The sequence below is a fragment of the Streptomyces sp. NPDC054765 genome, assembly GCF_053612065.1.
The window spans coordinates 99,084-120,734 of sequence record NZ_JBSHBP010000006.1 but is presented as its reverse complement, the minus strand read 5'-3'; the positions used below and the strand labels follow the sequence as shown (position 1 = coordinate 120,734).

The window sequence follows — 21,651 nt, the reverse complement described above, 5'->3', positions numbered from 1 at the left end:
CATTCAGCTTTGCTCGGGCTCGGGTATGCCCCTGGTGACGGGCAGGGAGCAGCTAACAGGCAGCGCAAAGGGTCAGTGTAGCCACTTGGCACACTGATGTCCAGAGCGAGTTTCCGGAGACCGGTTCAGCGCCGTGATACCGATCTTCTCCCTCCGGGAGGTCATGTCCTCCGCACCGGAGGAAGTCCTCGTTTGTTCGCCTCAATGCCCTGCGCCTGCCGAAAGCCCTGCGCCAGTGGCGCACACCGATGCTTCCCTCTTCGTCCGCGATCCATGCCTCGAACCCTGGATCGCTTCTGCGTCGCGTCCCGAGAATTGCGCGCCGCGTCCGGTTCGTCAAGGCCCCCCACCTCTGGGAGATCGTCACATGGGGGCACGTCCGGGCAACGAAGATCACCATACTCGCACGCAGGCGCGAGACAACGCAGCCGTGACGAGCACGCCGAAGGGCGACCACCCGCATGGGTGATCGCCCTTGGCTGGTGTCCTGAGCGCCTCAGGCGCCGTGGACGTGAGTCAGAGACTCAGTGGGGTCACTTGACCTCGACGGAGGCGCCGGCGCCCTTGAGGGCCTCGGCAGCCTTCTCGGCGGCAGCCTTGTCGACCTTCTCCACGACGGCCTTCGGGGTGCCGTCGACGAGGTCCTTGGCCTCCTTCAGACCCAGGGAGGTCAGCTCACGCACGACCTTGATGACCTGGATCTTCTTGTCGCCCGCACCGGTGAGGATGACGTCGAACTCGTCCTGCTCCTCGGCCTCGGCGGCGGCCGGGGCGCCCGGGGCACCGGCGGCGGCAACGGCGACGGGGGCAGCAGCCTCGACGTCGAACTTCTCCTCGAACAGCTTCACGAACTCGGAGAGCTCGATGAGGGTCATCTCTTCGAACTGCGCGAGCAGGTCTTCCTGGCTGAGCTTCGCCATGGTGGCGGTCCTTCCACTAATTCGGCTGGTGCCGGATGTACATGTCTGGCGGGCGTACTACGGGCCCGCTGGGCGTCCGAGTGACTACTCGGCAGCCTCGGCGGGAGCCGGCGTACCGGCACCGCCCTGCTCGACCTTGCTGCGAAGCGCGTCCGCGGTGCGGGCGAACTTCGTGAGCGGGGCCTGGAAGGTCGCCGCGGCCTTGGCCATGGACGCCTTCATGCCACCCGCCAGCTTGGCGAGCAGAACCTCACGGGACTCAAGGTCCGCAAGCTTCTTGATCTCGTCGGCGGACAGCGCCTTACCGTCAAGGACACCGCCCTTGATGACGAGAGCGGGGTTCTCCTTGGCGAAGTCACGAAGACCCTTCGCCGCCGTGACCGGGTCACCGGTCACGAAGGCAACAGCGGTCGAGCCCTTGAGGTGCTCGTCCAGCTGAATCCCGGCCTCCTTGGCCGCGATCTTGGTCAGCGTGTTCTTCACCACACGGTACTGAGCGTTCTCGCCGAGAGAACGACGCAGCTCCTTGAGCTGCGCCACAGTCAGTCCGGTGTAAGAAGTCACAACAGCTGCGTGGGAGTCACGGAGCTTCCCCGTGATCTCCGCAACGGCTGCGTTCTTGTCAGACGTCGCCATGAGCCTCGGCCTCCTTCCGGGTGATGAGGACCGCGCAGAAGGGGCTGGGCAAAACAAACGCCCCGGCGCAGGCGCACGGGGCGTACTCAACCGGAACGGAGTCCGTCCGGGAGTTCATCCTTACACACCTGCGCAGGCCGTCCGCAGCTAGCGGATCCTTCGGCCACCACACGTCCGGGACCGGACGCGCAGAGACAACCAGCGGTCTTTGGCTTCCGGGAAAAGATACGGGAGCGGACCGCGGTCAGGCAAATCGGCCCGAGCGGGGACATCGGTGCGCCCCCGCCCAGGCCAACGCAGGCTCCGCCGTGCCGGTCAGGCGCCCGGCGCGGTCGCCGTCCGGCCCGCCGGCGGCGGGGACACGTCGACCTTGGTTCCGTAGTCCGTGAAGAACGCCGTGGAGTTGCTCGGCTGCTTGCCGCCGAGCTTCTCGGTCTTCTTCACCAGCAGGTTGTCGGCGTCGATCCAGACGTCGAGCTGCTCGCTCTTCGCGCCGCCCTTCGCCAGCTGCTGCTGGACCAGGTCGCGGACCGACTTGCTGACCTTGCCGCTCAGCTGGTCCATCGTGACCGTGCCGGTGTAGTGCGTCGCCTGGACGCCGTTGACGTCCTCCTTGCCGACGGCCTTGGCCGTGCCGGAGGCGACCAGCAGCTCGATGGGCCGGCTGGGGTCGGCGTTCTGCAGCACGTCCTGGAACAGCGTGCCCGAGCCGCCCAGCTGCTTCGACAGGGCCGTGTACGTGTACTTCATCCAGGGCTTGCCGCCCGCACCCGGCATGGCCGCGCCCATGTCCAGGTACACGGCGTCCTTGGTGTAGACCGCCTTGACCGGCTTACCGGGGCTCCCCCCGGCGGCCATGGTGGTCTCCACGTTCATCTGCATGCCCTGCGTCCAGTCCAGCCCGCCCTTGGTGGACAGCGTCAGCCGGCCGCGGGGGGTGGTCGTGGTCGCGGAGCCGTCGATCTTCGCGGTCTTCTTGCCCTCGGTCGCCGTCCGGGCCGCCTTCAGCGCGTCCACCGGGTTCCGCGCCGGGTCCTGCTTCCCGCCCGCCGCGTCGCTGCTTCCGCCACCACTGCTCCCGCTGCCGGACGACTTGCCGCCGTCGTTGTTACAGGCGCTCAGGCCGCCCACCAGAATGACGGCACCCGCCACAGCGGCGGCAATACGCGTGCTCCGCACGTGAGGCTCCCCCTTAGATCTTCTTTCCGGACCTCGGGGCGACTGTAAAGGAGCCCACTGACCGCACATGCGTCAGGCCCCGTCTCTCCGTGGGGAGAAACGGGGCCTGACGCATGCATCACGCGCTACGAGGCGTCGATCAGGGAGATCAGACGGCCTCGTCCTCGACGAGGAGGTTGCGGGTGCGGTTGGCGTCCAGCGGGATGCCGGGGCCCATCGTGGTGGTGATGGTCGCCTTCTTGATGTAGCGGCCCTTGGCGGCGGACGGCTTGAGGCGGTTGATCTCCTCGAGCGCCGCGGCGTAGTTCTCCACCAGCTTGGTCTCGTCGAAGGAGACCTTGCCGATGATGAAGTGGAGGTTCGCGTGCTTGTCCACGCGGAACTCGATCTTGCCGCCCTTGATGTCGGTGACGGCCTTGGCGACATCCGGGGTGACGGTGCCGGTCTTCGGGTTCGGCATCAGACCACGCGGACCGAGCACGCGGCCGAGGCGGCCGACCTTGCCCATGAGGTCCGGGGTGGCGACGACGGCGTCGAAGTCCAGACGTCCCTTGGAGACCTCGTCGATCAGTTCGTCCGAGCCGACGATGTCGGCGCCGGCGGCTTCCGCGGCCGCAGCACGGTCACCGGTCGCGAAGACCAGGACCCGGGCGGTCTTACCGGTGCCGTGCGGGAGGTTCACGGTGCCACGGACCATCTGGTCGGCCTTGCGCGGGTCGACACCCAGACGCATGGCGACCTCGACGGTCGCGTCGAACTTGACGGAGGTGGTGTCCTTGGCGAGGCGGACGGCCTCGAGGGGGGCGTACACGCGCTCCCGGTCGATCTTCGCGTCCGCGTTGCGAAGAGTCTTGCTGCGCTTCACTTCTGCTCCTGGTGCAGTGGGGTGGAGTCGTGGTGCGGACCAGCGCCTGGTCCTGCCACGGGGTGCCGGAAGGCTGAGGATCAGCCCTCGACCGTGATGCCCATGGAACGGGCGGTGCCGGCGATGATCTTCTCGGCGGCGTCCAGGTCGTTGGCGTTCAGGTCGGGCATCTTGGTGGTGGCGATGTCACGGACCTGGTCGCGCGTGATCTTGGCGACCTTGGTCTTGTGCGGCTCGCCGGAGCCCTTGTCCACGCCCGCGGCCTTCAGGATGAGCTTCGCGGCCGGCGGAGTCTTGGTGATGAAGGTGAAGGAACGGTCTTCGTAGACCGTGATCTCCACCGGCACGACCATGCCACGCTGCGACTCGGTCGCGGCGTTGTAGGCCTTGCAGAACTCCATGATGTTGACGCCGTGCTGGCCCAGCGCGGGGCCGACCGGCGGAGCCGGGTTTGCGGCGCCGGCGCTGATCTGGAGCTTGATAAGCCCCGTGACCTTCTTCTTCTTGGGAGGCATGCTCTCTCCGGGTCCTAGTGAGAGGTGTTTCGCCGATCCATCCGGTCATCCGGATGGAGGCATACCGCACAACGATAACGGGTATAGTCGCGCGGCCAAAAACCGAGCAGGTCAGACCGGCTATGAGCCCGTCTGACCTGCTGGGTTCGGCTGGTGTTCCGGAAGAACCTAGTTCTTCTGGATCTGGTCGAAGCTCAGCTCGACCGGGGTCTCGCGGCCGAAGATCTCGACGAGGCCCTTGACCTTCTTCGAGTCGGCGTTGATCTCGTTGATCGTCGCCTGCAGCGTCGCGAACGGGCCGTCGGTGACGGTGACGGAGTCGCCCACCTCGAAGTCCAGCACCTGGACCTCGACCTTGCGGGACGGCGCCGGCTTGCCCTCGGCCGCGGCGGCCTCCTTGGCGGCCTTCTCCTCGGCCTCCGGGGCGAGCATCTTGACGATCTCGTCCAGCGTCAGCGGGTAGGGGTCGTAGGCGTTGCCGACGAAGCCGGTGACACCCGGGGTGTTGCGGACGACGCCCCAGGACTCGTTCGTCAGGTCCATGCGCACGAGGACATAGCCCGGGAGCTTGTTCTGGCGGATGGTCTTGCGCTCGCCGTTCTTGATCTGCGCGACCTCTTCCTGCGGCACCTCGGCCTGGAAGATGAAGTCCTCGACGTTCAGCGAGACGGCACGCTGTTCGAGGTTGGTCTTCACGCGGTTCTCGTAGCCCGCATAGGTGTGGATGACGTACCACTCACCGGGCAGACCACGGAGTTCGTCGCGGAGGGCGGCCACCGGGTCGACCGGCTCCTGCTCCTGCTCCTCGTCCTCGGCGACCTCTGCGGTGGCCTCGGCGTCCTCGGCGACCTCTGCGGTGGCCTCGGCATCCTCGTCGACGTGCACCGCGGCCGTTTCGGCGGGCTCGCCGGCGGCAGCGTCCTCGGCGTCGAGCTCATCGACCTCGTCGACGGCTTCGACGATCTCAAGTGCGGTGTCGTCGCCCTCGACCTCGGCCGAGGCAGCCGCGTCAACGTCGGCCGCTGCCGTCTCGGCGGAGTCGGCGGCGTCGTTCAGGTTCGGGTCAGACACGGTGGCTGCTTCTTCCTGGCTTCAAGGGGTTGAACATGCGAAAGGGGCGCCCGCTGAGGCGCCCTCCGCGGGATCAGCCGAAGACGTACCCGACGACTCGGTTGATTCCCAAGTCAATCACGGTTACGAGACCGATGATGATGACAACGAAGACGATCACCACGCTGGTGTACGTCGACAACTGGCTGCGCGTGGGCCAGACGACCTTGCGCAGTTCCGCGACGACCTGGCGGTAGAAAAGCGCGAGACGCGCGAAGGGGCCCTTCTTGCCGCGCTTGCCGCCACGGCGGGGCTTCTTCTGGGATTCCGCGGCTTCGTCCTCGGAATGACCGCGCTCAGGCATGTCGATGGAGCCCAGGGCGTCCGTCACTCGTCCTCACCTGAATCCGGGTCGTGGCCGTGCCGCGCCCGGTTGAGCCGCACGGCGGTGCATTTCATACGTACGCGTGCACGCACTGCGGTGGAGAGTGCGTCTAGCAGGGCCGGAGGGACTTGAACCCGCAACCGCTGGTTTTGGAGACCAGTGCTCTACCAATTGAGCTACGACCCTTTGTGGTTCCCCCAACCTACCGCATGCGGTCGGCTGCACTAAGTTCGTGCGCCGCGGCGATCTGTTGGGAGCCAACGGTCAGCGAGTGTACGTGCTTCGGAGCCGGGCGTCGAACAGGATCCCCCGGGCCGCGCCCGCGAAGCCGGGCGCCGGGCTCGTCAGCGGTCTGCAACGATGCATATATGAGCGCTGCAACCCCTTCCGCACCGTCCCCCACCGACCGCCGGGTCTCAGCCCGCGTCGGTTCGATCTCCGAGTCCGCGACCCTCGCCGTCGACGCCAAGGCGAAGGCCCTCAAGGCCGCCGGGCGTCCGGTGATCGGCTTCGGCGCCGGTGAGCCCGACTTCCCCACGCCCGACTACATCGTCGAGGCGGCGATCGAGGCCTGCCGCAACCCGAAGTACCACCGCTACACCCCGGCCGGCGGCCTCCCCGAGCTGAAGACCGCGATCGTCGCGAAGACACTGCGCGACTCCGGCTACGAGATCGAGGCCGCGAACGTCCTGGTGACGAACGGGGGCAAGCAGGCGATCTACGAGGCGTTCGCGGCGATCCTCGACCCGGGCGACGAGGTCATCGTCCCGGCGCCGTACTGGACCACCTACCCCGAGTCGATCCGTCTCGCCGGCGGTGTGCCGGTCGATGTGGTCGCGGACGAGACCACCGGCTACCGCGTGAGCGTGGAGCAGCTGGAGGCGGCCCGTACGGAGCGCACCAAGGTGCTGCTCTTCGTGTCGCCGTCGAACCCGACCGGCGCGGTCTACACCCGCGAGCAGGTCGAGGCGGTGGGCCGCTGGGCCGCCGAGCACGGCCTGTGGGTGCTGACCGACGAGATCTACGAGCACCTGGTCTACGGCGACGCCGAATTCTCGTCACTGCCGGTGGTCGTGCCCGAGCTGCGCGACAAGTGCATCGTCGTCAACGGCGTGGCGAAGACGTACGCGATGACCGGCTGGCGGGTGGGCTGGGCGATCGGCCCCAAGGACGTCATCAAGGCCGCCGCGAACCTCCAGTCGCACGCCACGTCCAACGTCTCGAACGTCGCCCAGGCCGCGGCCATCGCGGCGGTCTCCGGCGATCTGGCGGCCGTCGAGGAGATGAAGGTGGCCTTCGACCGCCGCCGTCGCACCATCGTGCGGATGCTCAACGAGATCGACGGGGTGCTGTGCCCGGAGCCGGAGGGCGCGTTCTACGCGTACCCGTCGGTGAAGGAGCTGCTGGGCAAGGAGATCCGCGGCAAGCGCCCGCAGAGCAGTGTGGAGCTGGCCGGGCTGATCCTGGAGGAGGCGGAGGTCGCCGTCGTCCCGGGCGAGGCCTTCGGCACCCCCGGCTACCTGCGGCTTTCGTACGCGCTGGGTGACGAGGACCTGGTCGAGGGCGTGTCCCGGATCCAGAAGCTGCTGGCGGAAGCCCGCCCGTAAGTCATCGCGCTTGCGCACGAGCGGTCTCCGGGGCTCCCCGGGGGCCGCTTGTGCGTTCAGGCAAGCGCTCATTCGGTGAACTCGGCTGCCTGCGCCAAGATCTACGGCAAGATCTTGGGGTGACTCCTCCCCCTGGCGTCAGGGGGCTTCTCATTCGGTCGCCATGGCGGCTTTCATGACGGACAAGCCCTGCCCGACACCTTACGGCACAGAGCGGAGCTTATCGACTACGGAGGGTATATGGAGACGGTTCGGGATGTCCGGCTTCTACCGAAGGCCCATCTGCACCTGCACTTCACCGGTTCGATGCGGTCCGCGACCCTGCTGGAACTCGCCGACAAGTACGGCGTCCATCTGCCGGAGGCGCTGCGCAGCGGCGAGCCGCCCGAGCTGCGGGCCACGGACGAGCGCGGCTGGTTCCGGTTCCAGCGGCTGTACGACATCGCGCGGTCGTGTCTGCGGGAGCCCGAGGACATCCGGCGGCTGGTGCGCGAGGCCGCCGAGGAGGACGTCCGCGACGGGTCGCAGTGGCTGGAGATCCAGGTCGACCCGACCTCGTACGCGCCGAGGCTGGGCGGGCTGATCCCGGCCCTGGAGATCATCCTGGACGCGGTGCACGGCGCCTCCCGTGAGACCGGGCTCGGCATCCGCGTCGTGGTCGCCGCGAACCGTATGAAGCATCCGCTGGACGCCCGCACGCTGGCGCGTCTCGCGGTGCGCTACGCCGACCGGGGTGTGATCGGATTCGGGCTGTCCAACGACGAACGCCGGGGTTTCGCCCGGGACTTCGACCGCGCCTTCGCCATCGCCCGGGAGGGCGGTCTGCTGGCGGCGCCGCACGGCGGTGAGCTGTCGGGACCGGCGAGCGTCCGGGACTGCCTGGACGATCTGCACGCCGGCCGGGTGGGGCACGGCGTACGGGCCGCGGAGGATCCCGTGCTGCTGCGCCGGCTGGCCTCACGCGGGGTGACCTGCGAGGTGTGCCCGGCGTCGAATGTGGCACTGGGGGTCTACGAGAAGCCGGAGGACGTGCCGCTGCGGACGCTCTTCGAGGCGGGCGTGCCGATGGCGCTGGGCGCGGACGATCCGCTGCTGTTCGGCGCGCGGCTGGCCGCGCAGTACGAGATCGCGCGCACCGCCCACGGCTTCACGGACGCCGAACTCGCCGAGTTGGCCCGGCAGTCGGTGCGCGGCTCGCGCGCCCCGCAGGACGTGCAGCAGCGGCTGCTGGCGGAGATCGACGCCTGGCTGGCCGCGTAGGGCGTCCGCGGAGGCCGCCGGGCCCCTACGGCGGCCAGGGCCCGCAGAGGCCGACGCGGCCCAGAGGCTCCGGCGCGGCCTAGAGGCTGACGCCGACGGTGACCGGTTCGTTGACGAGGGTGACACCGAAGGCCGCATGGACGCCGTCGCGGACCTCGCGGGCCAGTGCGAGCAGATCCTCGGTGGTGGCGCTGCCGCGGTTGGTGAGCGCGAGGGTGTGCTTGGTGGAGATGCGGGCCGGGCCGCTGCCGTAGCCCTTGGTGAAGCCGGCCCGGTCGATGAGCCAGGCGGCGGAGGTCTTCACCAGGCCCTCGCCGGCCGGGAAGGCGGGCGGGGCGACGTCGGGGCCGAGGCGGTCCTGGACGCGCCGGAGGAAGACGGCGTGCTCGTCCTCGGTGAGGATCGGGTTGGTGAAGAAGGAGCCTGCCGACCAGGTGTCGTGGTCCGCAGGATCGAGAACCATGCCCTTGCCGGCGCGCAGCGCCAGAACGGTCTGCCGGGCGACGGCGGCCGGGACCCGGTCGCCGGCCTCGACGCCGAGGGCACGGGCGGTCTCGGCGTACTTCAGGGGCGCGGAGAGGCCTCCGGCGTCCTCCAGGGCGAACCGCACCCGCAGCACCACGAACCGGTCGGGGTGCTGCTTGAAGCGGCTGTGGCGGTAGGAGAAGCCGCACTCCTCGCCCGGGATCGTGACGGTCTCGCCGGTACGGCGGTCGTAGGCGGTGACCTCGGTGATCGTCGAGGAGACCTCCTGGCCGTACGCACCCACGTTCTGGATCGGTGTGGCGCCGGCCGAGCCGGGGATGCCGGCCAGGCACTCCACGCCGGCCAGTCCGGCCTCGACCGTACGGGCGACCGCGTCGGACCAGTTCTCGCCCGCGGCGAGCGTGAGGGACGTACCGTCCAGGGCGAAGCCGCGGGTGGCGAGGCGCAGGGCCGTGCCGTCGAAGCCCTTGTCGCCGATGACGAGGTTGCTGCCGCCGCCGATGATCAGCAGCGGGGTCCCGGCCTGGTCGGCCGCGCGGACCGCCGCGATCACCTCGTCATCGGTGGTGGCCGTGACGAGGCGGGTGGCCGGGCCGCCGAGGCGGAAGGTGGTCAGCGGGGCGAGGGGCGCGTCGTGGAGTTCCTGCACGCGCCCAAGGGTACGGGGGCGGTCCGGCACTGCCCGGCGGCCGCCCCCGGAAGGAACGCCTCAGGCGAGACGGACCACGGCGCGGGACATGCCCAGCACCTTCTGGCCCGCACTCGTCGCGGTGAGATCGACGCGGACCGTACGGTCGTCGTCGTCCAGTTTGGCGGCCACCTTGGCGCTGACCTCGATCAGCGCACCGGTCTCGTCGTCGGGGACGACGACGGGCTTGGTGAAGCGCACGCCGTACTCGGCGACCGCGCCCGGGTCACCGGCCCAGTCGGTGACCACCCGGATCGCCTCGGCCATGGTGAACATGCCGTGGGCGATGACGTCCGGCAGCCCGACCTCCTTGGCGAACTTCTCGTTCCAGTGGATCGGGTTGAAGTCGCCGGAGGCGCCCGCGTACCGGACGAGCGTGGCGCGGCTCACGGGGAAGGTCTGCGCCGGGAGTTCCGTGCCGACCTCGACCTCGTCGTAAGAAATCTTGGCGGTCATCTCAGGCCTCCTTCGCGGCGCGGGCCACCAGCTTGGTGAAGGCCGTCACGACATGTTCGCCCGCCTCGTCGTGGACCTCACCGCGGATGTCGATGATGTCGTTGCCGGCCAGGGACTTGATGGCCTCGATGGTGGAGGTGACGCTCAGCCGGTCCCCGCTGCGCACCGGCCGGGTGTAGGCGAACTTCTGGTCGCCGTGCACCACCCGGCTGTAGTCCAGACCGAGTTGCGGATCCTCGATGACCTGCCCCGCGGCCTTGAAGGTGATCGCAAACACGAAAGTCGGCGGTGCGATCACATCGGAGTGCCCCAGCGCCTTGGCCGCTTCGGCGTCCGTGTAGGCGGGGTTGGTGTCACCGATCGCCTCGGCGAATTCGCGGATCTTTTCCCGGCCGACCTCGTACGGGTCGGTGGGCGGGTACGTGCGTCCGACAAAAGACTGGTCGAGCGCCATGGGCTCGCAACCTCCCTGTACTGATGGTGATAACGCCGTGAGGCCGCCCCCACCAATGGGGACGGCCTCACGAACGAGCCTGTGTTATCGCGTCTCGCGGTGCGCGGTGTGCGAGTTGCAACGGGGGCAGTGCTTCTTCATCTCAAGACGGTCCGGGTCATTACGCCGGTTCTTCTTGGTGATGTAGTTCCGCTCCTTGCACTCCACGCAGGCCAGCGTGATCTTCGGGCGGACGTCGGTGGCAGCCACGTGAGTGCTCCTTGGACGGACGGGCGGTCGGATTAACGCATAAAAGAGTAGCCGATCGGAGGACCGACCCCACAATCGGCTACTGTCAGTAGCGGTGACCGGACTTGAACCGGTGACACAGCGATTATGAGCCGCTTGCTCTACCGACTGAGCTACACCGCTGTGATGCGAGGGGACCCCGCCCGAAGACGGGAACCTCACACATCAGAGCCCCAATACGGAATCGAACCGTAGACCTTCTCCTTACCATGGAGACGCTCTGCCGACTGAGCTATTGGGGCGAGCGATGAAGACATTACACGGCCCGCCGCCAAACGTGAAATCCGTATCCGGGCCGTGCCCCAACGGCCCCGCGCACCACACCGGTACGACTATTTCGCGCCTGCGCGAAGCTCTCCCGGCAGCGCCCTAGGCTCGGAAGAACGCTGCGTGATCTTGCACGCCGGTGGCTTCGAGGAGCGCGATGTCCGACAGCAGTTCGCCGCAGCCCCAGCCGGGAAAGCCGGGCGGCGCCGGCCGGTACGCCAGGTCGGACAGCGGTGCGCTGGTTCTGTGCGGCGCCCGGCTCGCCGATGGCCGGACGGTGGACGTACGGCTCGGCGGCGGACGCATCGAGGCCGTCGGGACGGCCGGCAGTCTCGCCCCGCAAGGTGCCCGCGTCGACCTCGCCGGCTACCTCCTGCTCCCCGCCCCCGCCGAACCCCACGCGCACTGCGACACCGCCCTGACGGCGGACTCCGACGGCCCTGCCTCCGGCTCCCCCGAGGACGTCCAGCGGCGGACGACCGAGGCGGCACTGCTGCAGCTGGGGCACGGCGCCACCGCATCGCGCAGCCACGTCAGGATCGGTGACGTACAGGGACTGCGTTCGCTGGAGGCGGTGCTGCAGGCCCGCAGGTCGCTGCGCGGGCTGGCCGATCTGGCGGCGGTCGCGGTGCCGCGGGTGCTGACCGGGGTGGCCGGTGCGGACGGGCTGGCGATGCTGCGGGACGCCGCGAAGATGGGCGCCTCCGTCATCGGCGGCTGCCCGGATCTCGACCCCGACCCGGCCGGGTACGTCGAGACGGTCCTGGAGTTGGCCGGGGAGCACGGCTGTCCGGTGGATCTGCACACCGACGGCGACGATCCGGCGCGGCTGGCGCGGTTCGCGGCGATGGCGGGCGGGCTGCGGCCCGGGGTCGCGCTCGGGCCGTGCGCGGGGATGGCGCGGATGCCACGGAGCGTCGCGGCGCGGGTCGCCGAGCAGTTGGCGGCCGCCGGGGTCGCCGTCGTCTGTCTGCCGCAGGGCGACTGCACGGGACTGGAGCGGTACGGCTCACGGGTGTCGCGGCCGGCGCCCGTACGGCTGCTGCGGGCGGCCGGGGTGCGGGTGGCGGCGGGCAGCGGGGCGCTGCGGGACGTGGCCAACCCGGTGGGGCGCGGCGACCCTTTGGAGGCCGCCTATCTCCTGGCCTCGCTGGGTGAGGCCACGCCGGAGGCGGCGTACGAGACCGTGAGTGCGGCGGCGCGGGCGACCCTGGGCCTGCCGGAGGTACGCGTCGAGGCGGGCTTCCCCGCGGAGCTGCTGGCGGTGCGCGGGGAGCGGATCGCCGGGGTGCTCTCGCTGGCCTACAGCCGGATCGTGATCCACCGCGGGCGGGTGGTCGCGCGTACCAGTGCGGTGCGGGAGTACTGCGACTCGGCGGCGGAGGTGGCGCTGGAGCTGCCGCGGCAGTCGCAGCGCTGAGCCGCGGCGGCGAGAAGGCGGCGGCCACCGGCCGGTCCCGCACCGCGCGGCGGCCCTTCGGCGTACGGTCGGGATCATGCGCATTGTCATCGCAGGTGGACATGGTCAGATCGCGCTGCGGCTGGAGCGGTTGCTCGCCGGGCGCGGGGACGAGGTCGCGGGCATCATCCGCCGGCCGGAACAGGCCGGCGACGTGCTGGCCGCGGGGGCCGAGCCGGTGGTCTGCGACCTGGAGTCGGCGTCGGTGGAGGACGTAGCCCGGCACATGGAGGGCGCCGACGCGGCTGTCTTCGCGGCGGGTGCGGGACCGGGCAGCGGCGTCGAGCGCAAGGAATCGGTGGACCGCGGCGCGACGGTGCTCTTCGCGGACGCGGCCGAGGCGGCGGGCGTACGGCGCTTCCTCGTCATCTCCTCGATGGGCGCGGACCGCGAGCCCCCCGAGGGCACCGACCCGGTCTTCGCCGCCTACCTGCGGGCCAAGGCCGCCGCGGACACGGACATCCGGTCCCGCGCCGGCCTGGACTGGACGATCCTGCGGCCCGGCCGGCTGACGGACGACCCCGGAACGGGCCGGGTGAAGCCGGCCGAGAAGACCGGTCGCGGCGCAGTCCCCCGCGATGATGTCGCAGCCACCCTGATGGCGCTGCTCGACGAACCGGGCACCATCGGCCGGACGTTGGAGCTGATCAGCGGGGAGGTGCCGGTGGCGGAGGCGGTGCGGGCGGTGGCGGCGCACCGCGGGTAGCGCGCCGGCCGGGAGTACGGCGGCGCTGCCGGGCCCCGGTCCGCCGGTGCGGGCCGGGCCGGCCGGGGGCCGCTGACCGGCCTCCAGCGCAGGCCCGGACCGCGGCAGTTGCGGCACCGTGCAGGAGAAACGGACGCCGTACGGGCGAGGGGGGCGAGCGGGCTGAGGGGGCGAGCGGGCGCCGGGTGGCGTCGCCGACACGTGAACCGCTGGGCCACTCGGAGCGCCCCGGGAAGGAAAACGGCCAAGAAAACGGCCCCTGATCCGCATTTCTGCAGATCAGGGGCCGTTCACAACCTGTGGCGGCGCCAGGATTCGAACCTGGGAAGGCTGAGCCGGCAGATTTACAGTCTGCTCCCTTTGGCCGCTCGGGCACACCGCCTGGGTTTGCTGCCGAGAGAACCGCTGTGGGCGGTGCTCGGTGGCAACGACGTAAACCATACCCGATGGCTGGGGGTGGTTCGCCACTCGATTCGGGAGCGCTGGATCTTGGCCGGGTGGCTAGGCTTGGCAGGCGGTCCGGGGACGGGCCGCGCCCCTGACAGATCTACGTACGAGGAGCCAACTCAACATGGCCGACTCCAGTTTCGACATCGTCTCGAAGGTAGAGCGGCAGGAGGTCGACAACGCCCTCAACCAGGCCGCCAAGGAGATCTCGCAGCGCTACGACTTCAAGGGCGTGGGCGCGTCGATCGAGTGGTCGGGCGAGAAGATCGAGATGCGGGCCAACGCCGAGGAGCGGGTGAAGGCCGTACTCGACATCTTCCAGTCCAAGCTGGTCAAGCGCGGGATCTCGCTGAAGGCGCTGGACGCCGGCGAGCCGCAGGCCTCGGGCAAGGAGTACAAGATCTTCGCCTCGATCGAGGAGGGGATCTCGCAGGACAACGCCAAGAAGGTCGCCAAGATCATCCGCGATGAGGGCCCGAAGGGCGTCAAGGCGCAGGTGCAGGGCGACGAGCTGCGGGTCAGCTCGAAGAGCCGGGACGACCTGCAGGCGGTGCAGCAGCTGCTGAAGGGCAAGGACCTGGACTTCGCCCTGCAGTTCGTGAACTACCGGTAGCGGCCCGGCTTCCGGGTGCCACGGGATGGGGCGGCGCGCTTCGGCGTGCCGCCCCACCCGTGTGTCCGGGCCGGATGCGGGGAGCGGAACCGGGCCGGGGACCGGCCGCGGTCAGCGGGCGGCGAACGGCTCGTCGGTGGGGACGATGTCGCGGCCCAGGGGCATCAGGGAGATCGGGATCATCTTGAAGTTGGCGATGCCGAACGGGATTCCGATGATCGTCACGCACAGGGCGATGCCGGTGAGGATGTGCCCCAAGGCCAGCCACAGCCCGCGAAGATGATCCAGATGACATTGCCGATCGCCGAGCCGACGCCGGCGTCGTGGCGTACGACGGTCGTGCGGCCGAAGGGCCACAGGGCGTATCCCGCGATCCGGAAGGACGCGATGCCGAACGGGATGCTTCACTGACGGGCAGGATCGCGCAACAAAGCCGATCCGGTTCTCCGTCACGGTCTGACCAGGGGATTTGCCAGTGAGGGCGGGTGCACCGGGCACCCGTCCTCACCCATTCAGCGGGTCGCGAAGGGCTGCTCCGTGGGGACGATGTCGCGGCCCAGTGGCATGAGGGAGATCGGGATCATCTTGAAGTTGGCGATGCCGAACGGGATGCCGATGATCGTCACGCACAGGACGAGGCCGGTGACGATGTGGCCCAGGGCCAGCCACCAGCCCGCGAAGATGATCCAGATCACGTTGCCGATCATCGAGCCGGCGCCAGCATCGCGGCGCTCCACGGTCGTCCGACCGAACGGCCACAGGGCGTAGCCCGCGATACGAAAGCTGGCAATGCCAAATGGAATAGTAATGATCAAGACGCAGCAGATGATGCCCGCGAGGACGTAGCCGAGCGCCAGCCAGAAGCCGCTGAGGACCAGCCAGATGACGTTGAGGATGGTTTTCATGATCGGCAGCCTTCCACGGGCACATCGGAGAAACGATCTGCCCTGCTAGACGCACCCACACCGGTAAACCGTTGCGGGCGGTGACCCCCATCTCGAATGTCTCGCAACTGTGTGGACACGGCCACTCGCTGCCCGGTCACGTGACGCCAGCGGTCGCCCTCAGCTCGCGGGGAGCTGGCCGTGCTCAAGGTACTGAGGGTGTGCCTGCGCACGCGCCGCGATCGCTGCCTTCACCCGGCGAGCGAGACGAGGAATCAAGAGGTCGTCGAGCTCTTCGACCGGGTGGAACTCGGCGGCCAGCAGTTCGTCAGGTGCAAGGGTGATCGCGGCCACCTCGTCTGCGAGGAGCTGGCCGCCGTTGAAGACGTACAGAACCTTGTCACCCTCGGCATCGCTCGGCGCCCAGTCGACTACCAGCAACGGGCCGATGCCGGGACTGATGCCCAGCTCTTCCTTGACCTCACGACGGCAGGCGGCCAGCGGCGACTCACCATGCTCGATGTACCCGCCCGGGATCTCCCACTTCGGCTTGTACGACGGCTTGACCAAGAGGACCTGGTCCTGGTCGTTGAAGAACAGCGCGCCCGCTGCCATCCGAGGGGTCGCCATGCGCTGTTCCTGCTCGTTCTCGGCCATGTCGCCGACCCTATCGGCCGTCGTCTGGCGGTCGAGAGATGCCTTGGCCTCTGTCATTCGTTGTGCACAGCGTGTGACACTCAGTCGGGCATAGTGAGGGGAGCGCGGCCATGCGCGGCATGACTGACCATCTTGAGTTCGGCAAACGCGTGAAGTTCTACCGCAAGCGTCGGGGGCAGAGTCAGCTGCAACTCGGCGAACTGGTGAGGCGATCCGAAGACTGGGTGTACCGGGTCGAGTCCGGCCGGATTCCCGTGAACAACGTCAAGATGCTGGCGGATCTGGCCGATGCACTGCGCGTTCCCATCGAAGATCTGCAAGGTGTTCCGGTGCTGCTGGAGGACCACAACGGGTTCGTCGGCGGCGTGCCCGCCATACGAGCCGCGCTGATGCAGTCCCGGCGATTGGCCGGGTCACTGGTCGCCGACCGGGAACCGATGCGGCTGGAACGGCTGGCGGTGGAGGTCGCGGACGCATGGGAGCGGTATCAAGCCGGGGAATTCGCCGCGCTGGCCGAGCGGCTGCCCGGATTGCTGGCTGATGCGCGGCTCGCGATGAATGAGCGGGGGTCTGGGAACGAACGCGTTCAAGCGCTTCGACTGTTCGCGCTGACGTGCCATGTGGCGACGGCGGTACTGAGGAAGCTGGGCGAGACCAACTTGGCGTGGACGGCTGCGGATCAAGGTGAGATCGCGGCGCTTGAGTCGGGTGACCCCGCAGTCATCTTGTCTTTGAGGCGGGCAATCGCCCACGTCCAGCTCGGGGCGAGCATGGCGGCGGAAGCGGTGAACAGCACGCTGGACAGTACTGACGACCTGGAGCAGAACTGGTGGAAGTCCTCGCCGACGGCGTTGTCGTTGTACGGCTCACTGTTCCTCAACGGCTCCATGGCTGCCGCCCGGATGCGGAATCGGTCGATGACCGACTACATGATCGGCAAGGCTCAGGAGGCGGCCGACCGGCTGGGCACTGACGCGAATGAGATGTGGACTGCCTTCGGACCTGCGAACGTAGGGATCCATCGGCTGGCGACCGCTCTTGAGTTCCAGGACGTTCAACTGGCCGTGGCTATAGCGCCCACGGTGCGGGCGGTCGGTCTTCCCAAGGAGCGGCGGGCTCGGCTACGACTGGACGTCGCTCGCGCCTACGGGGAAGCTGGACAGACCGATGACGCGGTGGACAATCTCAAGCGGGCCTACGCCACTGCCCCGGAGCAGATGAGGGCCCACGAGTTCGCGCGAGACCTGGCACGTAGGCTGCACAAACGCACCCGGCGACGGGATGCGCAGCAACTCGCCGTCGCCCTCGGGGCGATCGCGTAACGCGACACCGAAGAAGAATCACGGACCCGGAATTTCCTTCCGGGTCCGCTGCTGTTTGAGGGCTTACCGTCACGCCATTCGACGTCCCGTTGGCGTCTGGAAGGCGGTGAGCGACGGTGAATCGCAGGGTGACGGTCGCCCGAAGAAGCACAACCGGGGCCGGGAGCCGGCTGGTGGTGAGCCGCTGGGCTCGGCATCCGCGCTGCGTCGCGCTGGCACGGGCTGAGTTGCGCCAGCTGCTGGCTCGTTGGGGTCTGGCCACGCTTACCGACGATGCCCTCTTGGTGCTGTCCGAGCTGCTGACCAATGCCGTGCGCCATGCACGTGTCTCCCGCGGTCGGGAGATCGAGACGCGGTTTTCCCGGGAGCCACGAGGCATTCGTATCGAGGTGCATGACGCTGCCCAGAACTGGCCGCAACCGCGTATGCCCGACGACTGCGGTGGCCGGGGTCTGACGGTCGTCGCCGAGCTGGCTGCTTGCTGGGGCACGGAAGTGCGGGATGGCGGCATCGGGAAAGCGGTATGGGCCGTTGTCGCGGTCCCCGGCGGAGGTGAGGCGTGATGGCGCGGTTGTCGGTGCTGAGGGTGCGGGATGGCGACATGGTGCGCGTCGGCGGTCGGTGGCGAGAGGTCAGGGGCGTCCGTTCCGGCCTTCGTGCGTCGGGGCGTCCTGCGGTGGTGCTGAGTTTCAAGGACGGGCCGTCGCTCCGTTTCGATGCCAGGGAAGAACTGGCCGTGTGTCGTGACGGACGGAGGCGGCGGTAATGGCGCTCACCAAGATCTGGCGCTTCGCGGACTGGGTGCTGAAGCTGGAGACGTCCGACAGCGTGCCGATATTCGAGATGGAATGCATGTCGTGCGACGCCACCTCAGAGGCGGCGGAGGAGCCGGGCAGCCCGCAGGACTGGGCGCTCAAGCACGCCGGGCGCACCCACCACAAACTGTTCCGCGCCGTGCACACCTGCTTCTTCCACGCCGTTCCGAAGACAGTGCGGGAGTGAGCACGCGCGCTGTGCTGCGCAGGCCTCGCCCTGCTGCCGTGGCCTGCGCAGCACAACCCTGAACCCCGCCTGACGGCTCCTGTGCCGCTCTCGTATCTGCACGGGAGCCACCAGGCGCCTGCCACACACCCCACTCCTACGAAAGGAAGGCGCCATGCCGCCGAACTGCCCCATCTGCGGGCCTCACCCCAACTGCCCCCACAAGCCGTGGGTGAGGTGACCCCGTCGCGACTGCCCTTTTGGGCATGCAACGGACACCGCGATGAGCGGCCCTGCGACGGGGTGCGGGTCCTCGCGCCCTAGCCGCGCCGATCCCCCGCCGTAGCGCGTTGTGCGCGCCAAATGTCCGTAATAGCAAGACCGGACCACCCCCGCGCCGGCCAGCAACCGGGGTGGTCCGGAGGGATCCGCGAGGACCCCGGTGCCAGATGGTACCGGGGCTCTCGTCGTGCGCTCGTGCGATTGCCCCTTTTTGATCAAGAACAAACCGCAAGGGTGGAAGGGGTGGCACGTGTTGTTCGGGCCGGGGGATGAGGCGTTCGGGTTCGAGGGTGAGCAGTTCGACCCTGACGCGATGCTCTGGGTGCGTGGGGTGGACTACGTAACCGGCTGGCGAGATGCGACGCAGGCGGCGGGGGAGCTGGGTGACGCGCTGACGGCGGCTGGTGTGGATGTGGCGGGAGCGAAGCTCCAGGCCAGCACGGCCACAGACGGTTCCGGGGTGGTGCGGCTGGAACTGTCGTCCGCGACTGCGCGGGAGGTGGCCAAGTTGGCGCGTGTGGCAGCTGCCCAGTGGCGTAAGGCGGGGTGAGGGGTAGGCGGTGCGGGACGCGCGGTGCCCGGCTGGTGCACTGTGGAAGCGCCGGTGGTCGTGGAGACTTTGGGCGGGAGCTGCCACGGGGCGAGAGAACAGGGGTCTTAGAAGCTGTTGTCTTTCCGAACCTGATGGCAGCGTATTCGCTGGTCAGGGATAGGGCTGGTGGTTCCGTGGGAGTGGCGACCTGTCGTGTCGTTGCTCCAAGGGAGGTTGCGGATGCCGTCGGCCTCCTTGCCGCGCCGGTCGGTGCCGCGGGAAGCGGGGCGCTGGGGCCCAGCTAAGGCCCCGGCAGCACCGGCCCAAGCCCACCGTGTCCAGCCCCGACCAGCGCTGTAGGAGTCAGCTCACGTAGAACTGCTGGATCGCCTCCCCCGTGCAGGGGTACAGGTGGAGGCGCGCGCCAGGCACGTTGCCGTCGATCGCAGTCAGGCACCAGCCTAGGTTAGTGCGGATCTCGTACCTCCCGCCTCCGGTGGGAACGAACCTGAACCTCTGGTTCGCGGCACCGTTGCAGTAGTACTGGATGACCCCGTACTGGTGACCGTTGCCCGGGATGTCCCAGCACTTGCCTGTGAACGTATTGACCTGTTGCTCATACAGGGAGCCGGAGTCGAAGCTGAAGTTCTGACTCCCCGCGCCCGTGCAGTTGTTCTGGACGAGCTGCGCGCCGTCCTGGGGGCTGCCGGCCGCGATGTCCAGGCACTCGCCGGCGTAGTTGATTACCCGGTGCCCAGCCGGGGCGCTCGCGGCTGCCGTCGCGGTCGCCGTCGACAGCGTTCCGGCCAGCGCCACCGCTCCTGCGGCGACCGCCGTCCATCGACGTGCCGCCGTCCAACCTCGTCGTGCCTTCATTCGGTCCTCCAAGGGTGATGGTTCCTGCGGTTCGGGTCCGGCACGAGTGCACCAGGGCTACCCGCAGCAGGACATCGCTGCCGGACGACGTCACCCGTCAGTGCCGTCCACACCACCGACGAGGGTGAAGCCGCAGCACACCTCCAAGAGGCGCGCTACGGCGCGCGCCCCAGGGGCTCGCCCCTCGGAAGATCACCGCCATTTGCGGCCGGTGACAGCGTTCTTACCGACACCCCAACTCGGTTGGCTTCGCAACCCCGCGCTACCAAGAGGCCCTGTTCCCCTGCCCCGGCCAGCTGCGATCACCCGATCGAGGCCCCCGTTCGAAGCCCACCCCTCAAGATCGGAACGACAACAGCTACTTACGCTGGCCGCGAATCGGGCTGGCACCTCTGATGAAGACACCGTTGCCGCACTGCACCTTGCCACCCACACCCCGCAGCCGAACGCGTCACCACCATGTCGCCGCGCTGAGCGGAGCGCCCATGACGGGCTCAGCCACAGCGCGGCAGCTGCCCGCTCCCCCTCGGCCACAGCCGGGCCGTTCGGTCTCCTCACGCGCCTGCATCGGTGACGGCGGGAGTACGGTGCCCAGCTTTCACGGCCGGGGCAGTGCGATCTCCAGACCCGCGCCCCCACCTCTCCCCTCGCAGCCAGCCGCCTTGGCGCGCGCAACGATGAGAGCGGCACTCGGCGGAGCGCCCGCCATGTGAGCCGCTCGATGGTTCTGCCGTGCCCGAGGCGTAGATGGAGTCTTCAGACGTTCAGGGCCGTGTTGGTGCGGGCGGTGGGCGTCCGCCGGGACCGGCCGGCAGGCCGCAGCCCGGCGGGGCGGCCTGACCGCCCGGCGCGCCAGGGGCGCGCCCTTGAGTAAGTGAAGACAGGTTTCGACAGACGCCGGGCGGCGGGCTCAGACGGCGTGGAGGGCGCGGGGGCTGTCGGCGGTGAGGTGGTAGGCGAGTTGGGCGCGGTCGGCGCCGGTGCGCAGCTCTTCGAGGATCAGGGGGCGGCGGTCGGTTCCGAGGGTCACGCGTGAGGCCTGGAGGATCGGGGTCGCATCGGGGACCCGTAGCGCGTCGCGTTCGTCGGGCAGGGGCATGCGGGCGCTCACGGTCTCGTCCCAGGTGAGCTTGTGCCCGGCCGCGGTGAGAAGGGCGTAGATCTGCTCCGGTTCGGTGTCCGGGGCGTCGCCGAGCTGGTCGGCCTCGTCGGCGGCCGTGGCGAACGGGATGAGCACGCGGTGCAGGGCGCGTGTGTCGGTGCCCGGGTCGGACAACAGCCGGTCGACGGCGAACAGTGCTTCCCCTTCGGCGAGTCCCAGTAGCGGGCCCGTGGTCGCCGTGGTCTTGGTCCGGTAGACGGTGGGGGCCTCGATCTGCTGCCAGTCGTGGTGGCCGGTGCGGAAGGTCTTGCCGCTGCGGGTGATGGTCCGCGCGATGTTCACCGCTGGAGCGGGGAGAGCGCGGACGTAGCTGCCCTTGCCGTGGATCACTTCGATCAGCCCTTCGGCGCGGAGCGCGGAGATGGCCTTTCGCACGGTCGGGCGGCTGACCCCGTACCGCTCGATGAGCTGGGCTTCGGAGGGGAGAGGGGCGCCGGGCTTGTACTCGCCTTCGACGATGCCGTTGCGGATCTCGGCGGCAACCTGCTGGTACAGCGCGCCGGGTCGCTGGATCTCTGCCATGGCGGGTCTCCTCATCACCTGTTGTCGGCTGTCGTGACGTTATCTGACGTCACTCGTAAGCATAAGTTCTTGCCCTGGCGGGTCAAGGTGTGCATAGTGGAGGCAACTCGTAAGTACGAGTGACGTCACATGACGTCCCATATCTGCACGGC

General features: G+C 68.8%; 24 protein-coding genes, 4 tRNA genes and 1 pseudogene. 9 read left to right on the top strand and 20 right to left on the bottom strand.

The genetic code is table 11. The features are described from left to right. Positions 1–533 precede the first annotated feature (533 nt). The 8 genes from rplL to ACWGJY_RS06395 form a co-directional block, all read right to left on the bottom strand. Positions 534–920, bottom strand: coding sequence for a 50S ribosomal protein L7/L12 (rplL, locus tag ACWGJY_RS06430; RefSeq protein ID WP_453259649.1), 387 nt, complete (start codon positions 918–920; stop codon positions 534–536). An 84-nt stretch (positions 921–1,004) separates the two neighbouring features. Beyond that, on the bottom strand, positions 1,005–1,556 hold the full coding sequence (rplJ, locus tag ACWGJY_RS06425; RefSeq protein ID WP_453259648.1) for a 50S ribosomal protein L10: 552 nt from the start codon (positions 1,554–1,556) through the stop codon (positions 1,005–1,007). Positions 1,557–1,871: 315 nt separating this feature from the next. After that, entirely contained in the window at positions 1,872–2,735 is an 864-nt protein-coding gene (locus ACWGJY_RS06420; protein WP_453259647.1) for a hypothetical protein, read from the bottom strand. 148 nt (positions 2,736–2,883) lie between these two features. Continuing rightward, on the bottom strand, positions 2,884–3,600 hold the full coding sequence (gene rplA, locus ACWGJY_RS06415; RefSeq protein ID WP_340484989.1) for a 50S ribosomal protein L1: 717 nt from the start codon (positions 3,598–3,600) through the stop codon (positions 2,884–2,886). Positions 3,601–3,680: 80 nt separating this feature from the next. Further along, on the bottom strand, positions 3,681–4,115 hold the full coding sequence (rplK, locus tag ACWGJY_RS06410; RefSeq protein ID WP_453259646.1) for a 50S ribosomal protein L11: 435 nt from the start codon (positions 4,113–4,115) through the stop codon (positions 3,681–3,683). 168 nt (positions 4,116–4,283) lie between these two features. Beyond that, the gene (gene nusG, locus ACWGJY_RS06405) at positions 4,284–5,186 is read right to left on the bottom strand and encodes a transcription termination/antitermination protein NusG (RefSeq protein WP_453259645.1); all 903 of its coding nucleotides are present in this window, start codon (positions 5,184–5,186) and stop codon (positions 4,284–4,286) included. A 73-nt stretch (positions 5,187–5,259) separates the two neighbouring features. Then, positions 5,260–5,556: a preprotein translocase subunit SecE gene (gene secE / locus ACWGJY_RS06400; protein ID WP_453259644.1), complete on the bottom strand. Its 297-nt coding sequence runs from the start codon at positions 5,554–5,556 to the stop codon at positions 5,260–5,262. Positions 5,557–5,663: 107 nt separating this feature from the next. Then, positions 5,664–5,736, bottom strand: a tRNA-Trp gene (locus ACWGJY_RS06395). Between the two features lie 182 nt (positions 5,737–5,918). Here ACWGJY_RS06395 and ACWGJY_RS06390 point away from each other — a divergent pair. Next, complete coding sequence (locus ACWGJY_RS06390; protein WP_453259643.1) at positions 5,919–7,157, top strand: pyridoxal phosphate-dependent aminotransferase; 1,239 nt, start codon at positions 5,919–5,921, stop codon at positions 7,155–7,157. A gap of 240 nt (positions 7,158–7,397) precedes the next feature. After that, on the top strand, positions 7,398–8,417 hold the full coding sequence (locus ACWGJY_RS06385; protein WP_453259642.1) for an adenosine deaminase: 1,020 nt from the start codon (positions 7,398–7,400) through the stop codon (positions 8,415–8,417). A 79-nt stretch (positions 8,418–8,496) separates the two neighbouring features. On the opposite strand, the gene ACWGJY_RS06380 is transcribed toward ACWGJY_RS06385, so the two are convergent. From ACWGJY_RS06380 to ACWGJY_RS06355, 6 genes are all read right to left on the bottom strand, one after another. Continuing rightward, entirely contained in the window at positions 8,497–9,552 is a 1,056-nt protein-coding gene (locus tag ACWGJY_RS06380; protein ID WP_453259641.1) for a UDP-N-acetylmuramate dehydrogenase, read from the bottom strand. Between the two features lie 60 nt (positions 9,553–9,612). Beyond that, positions 9,613–10,047 carry a MaoC family dehydratase gene (locus tag ACWGJY_RS06375; protein ID WP_453259640.1) on the bottom strand — a complete coding sequence of 145 codons (435 nt, stop codon included), beginning with the start codon at positions 10,045–10,047 and terminating at the stop codon, positions 9,613–9,615. A gap of 1 nt (position 10,048) precedes the next feature. Then, positions 10,049–10,501, bottom strand: a complete 453-nt coding sequence (locus ACWGJY_RS06370) for an FAS1-like dehydratase domain-containing protein (protein WP_453259639.1) — start codon at positions 10,499–10,501, stop codon at positions 10,049–10,051. 84 nt (positions 10,502–10,585) lie between these two features. After that, a complete protein-coding gene (gene rpmG / locus ACWGJY_RS06365; protein ID WP_006604855.1) occupies positions 10,586–10,750 on the bottom strand; it encodes a 50S ribosomal protein L33 in 165 nt (54 codons plus the stop codon). An 89-nt stretch (positions 10,751–10,839) separates the two neighbouring features. Next, positions 10,840–10,912 (bottom strand) — tRNA-Met (locus tag ACWGJY_RS06360). A 46-nt stretch (positions 10,913–10,958) separates the two neighbouring features. Next, positions 10,959–11,031, bottom strand: a tRNA-Thr gene (locus tag ACWGJY_RS06355). A gap of 182 nt (positions 11,032–11,213) precedes the next feature. Here ACWGJY_RS06355 and ACWGJY_RS06350 point away from each other — a divergent pair. Both ACWGJY_RS06350 and ACWGJY_RS06345 read left to right on the top strand, forming a co-directional pair. Beyond that, positions 11,214–12,476 (top strand): amidohydrolase family protein, encoded by a 1,263-nt coding sequence (locus ACWGJY_RS06350; RefSeq protein ID WP_453259638.1) that lies wholly within the window; start codon positions 11,214–11,216, stop codon positions 12,474–12,476. 76 nt (positions 12,477–12,552) lie between these two features. Further along, positions 12,553–13,221 carry an NAD(P)H-binding protein gene (locus ACWGJY_RS06345; protein WP_453259637.1) on the top strand — a complete coding sequence of 223 codons (669 nt, stop codon included), beginning with the start codon at positions 12,553–12,555 and terminating at the stop codon, positions 13,219–13,221. A 300-nt stretch (positions 13,222–13,521) separates the two neighbouring features. Here ACWGJY_RS06345 and ACWGJY_RS06340 read toward each other — a convergent pair. Next, positions 13,522–13,603: transfer RNA gene (locus ACWGJY_RS06340), tRNA-Tyr, on the bottom strand. A 189-nt stretch (positions 13,604–13,792) separates the two neighbouring features. Here ACWGJY_RS06340 and ACWGJY_RS06335 point away from each other — a divergent pair. Further along, positions 13,793–14,281: a YajQ family cyclic di-GMP-binding protein gene (locus ACWGJY_RS06335; protein ID WP_018090929.1), complete on the top strand. Its 489-nt coding sequence runs from the start codon at positions 13,793–13,795 to the stop codon at positions 14,279–14,281. A 111-nt stretch (positions 14,282–14,392) separates the two neighbouring features. On the opposite strand, the pseudogene ACWGJY_RS06330 reads toward ACWGJY_RS06335, so the two are convergent. The 3 genes and pseudogenes from ACWGJY_RS06330 to ACWGJY_RS06320 all read right to left on the bottom strand — a co-directional run. Further along, positions 14,393–14,682, bottom strand: a pseudogene (locus ACWGJY_RS06330) (YccF domain-containing protein); the annotation flags it as partial. 111 nt (positions 14,683–14,793) lie between these two features. Continuing rightward, positions 14,794–15,186 carry a YccF domain-containing protein gene (locus ACWGJY_RS06325; RefSeq protein ID WP_453259636.1) on the bottom strand — a complete coding sequence of 131 codons (393 nt, stop codon included), beginning with the start codon at positions 15,184–15,186 and terminating at the stop codon, positions 14,794–14,796. A 159-nt stretch (positions 15,187–15,345) separates the two neighbouring features. Next, positions 15,346–15,822, bottom strand: coding sequence for an NUDIX domain-containing protein (locus ACWGJY_RS06320; RefSeq protein WP_453259635.1), 477 nt, complete (start codon positions 15,820–15,822; stop codon positions 15,346–15,348). Between the two features lie 110 nt (positions 15,823–15,932). On the opposite strand from ACWGJY_RS06320, the gene ACWGJY_RS06315 reads away from it, so the two are divergent. The 4 genes from ACWGJY_RS06315 (at position 15,933) to ACWGJY_RS06300 (ending at position 18,957) form a co-directional block, all read left to right on the top strand. After that, positions 15,933–17,144, top strand: a complete 1,212-nt coding sequence (locus tag ACWGJY_RS06315; RefSeq protein ID WP_453259634.1) for a helix-turn-helix domain-containing protein — start codon at positions 15,933–15,935, stop codon at positions 17,142–17,144. A gap of 173 nt (positions 17,145–17,317) precedes the next feature. After that, a complete protein-coding gene (locus ACWGJY_RS06310; protein WP_453259633.1) occupies positions 17,318–17,707 on the top strand; it encodes an ATP-binding protein in 390 nt (129 codons plus the stop codon). Between the two features lie 202 nt (positions 17,708–17,909). After that, positions 17,910–18,146 carry a DUF7848 domain-containing protein gene (locus ACWGJY_RS06305; protein ID WP_453259632.1) on the top strand — a complete coding sequence of 79 codons (237 nt, stop codon included), beginning with the start codon at positions 17,910–17,912 and terminating at the stop codon, positions 18,144–18,146. Between the two features lie 472 nt (positions 18,147–18,618). Then, entirely contained in the window at positions 18,619–18,957 is a 339-nt protein-coding gene (locus tag ACWGJY_RS06300) for a hypothetical protein (RefSeq protein WP_453259631.1), read from the top strand. 345 nt (positions 18,958–19,302) lie between these two features. Here the strand turns inward: ACWGJY_RS06300 and ACWGJY_RS06295 are convergent, their stop codons facing one another. Both ACWGJY_RS06295 and ACWGJY_RS06290 read right to left on the bottom strand, forming a co-directional pair. Next, entirely contained in the window at positions 19,303–19,755 is a 453-nt protein-coding gene (locus ACWGJY_RS06295; RefSeq protein ID WP_453259630.1) for an RICIN domain-containing protein, read from the bottom strand. A 970-nt stretch (positions 19,756–20,725) separates the two neighbouring features. Next, positions 20,726–21,499, bottom strand: coding sequence for a GntR family transcriptional regulator (locus ACWGJY_RS06290; protein WP_453259629.1), 774 nt, complete (start codon positions 21,497–21,499; stop codon positions 20,726–20,728). Between the last annotated feature and the right edge of the window lie 152 nt (positions 21,500–21,651).

Coding starts and splice junctions, on each gene's coding strand:
- rplL (WP_453259649.1), bottom strand. CDS start 920: ATGGCGAAGCTCAGCCAGGAAGACCTGCTCGCGCAGTTCGAAGAGATG.
- rplJ (WP_453259648.1), bottom strand. CDS start 1,556: ATGGCGACGTCTGACAAGAACGCAGCCGTTGCGGAGATCACGGGGAAG.
- rplK (WP_453259646.1), bottom strand. CDS start 4,115: ATGCCTCCCAAGAAGAAGAAGGTCACGGGGCTTATCAAGCTCCAGATC.
- ACWGJY_RS06390 (WP_453259643.1), top strand. CDS start 5,919: ATGAGCGCTGCAACCCCTTCCGCACCGTCCCCCACCGACCGCCGGGTC.
- ACWGJY_RS06385 (WP_453259642.1), top strand. CDS start 7,398: ATGGAGACGGTTCGGGATGTCCGGCTTCTACCGAAGGCCCATCTGCAC.
- ACWGJY_RS06375 (WP_453259640.1), bottom strand. CDS start 10,047: ATGACCGCCAAGATTTCTTACGACGAGGTCGAGGTCGGCACGGAACTC.
- ACWGJY_RS06370 (WP_453259639.1), bottom strand. CDS start 10,501: ATGGCGCTCGACCAGTCTTTTGTCGGACGCACGTACCCGCCCACCGAC.
- ACWGJY_RS06350 (WP_453259638.1), top strand. CDS start 11,214: ATGTCCGACAGCAGTTCGCCGCAGCCCCAGCCGGGAAAGCCGGGCGGC.
- ACWGJY_RS06345 (WP_453259637.1), top strand. CDS start 12,553: ATGCGCATTGTCATCGCAGGTGGACATGGTCAGATCGCGCTGCGGCTG.
- ACWGJY_RS06335 (WP_018090929.1), top strand. CDS start 13,793: ATGGCCGACTCCAGTTTCGACATCGTCTCGAAGGTAGAGCGGCAGGAG.
- ACWGJY_RS06325 (WP_453259636.1), bottom strand. CDS start 15,186: ATGAAAACCATCCTCAACGTCATCTGGCTGGTCCTCAGCGGCTTCTGG.
- ACWGJY_RS06320 (WP_453259635.1), bottom strand. CDS start 15,822: ATGGCCGAGAACGAGCAGGAACAGCGCATGGCGACCCCTCGGATGGCA.
- ACWGJY_RS06315 (WP_453259634.1), top strand. CDS start 15,933: ATGCGCGGCATGACTGACCATCTTGAGTTCGGCAAACGCGTGAAGTTC.
- ACWGJY_RS06305 (WP_453259632.1), top strand. CDS start 17,910: ATGGCGCTCACCAAGATCTGGCGCTTCGCGGACTGGGTGCTGAAGCTG.
- ACWGJY_RS06290 (WP_453259629.1), bottom strand. CDS start 21,499: ATGGCAGAGATCCAGCGACCCGGCGCGCTGTACCAGCAGGTTGCCGCC.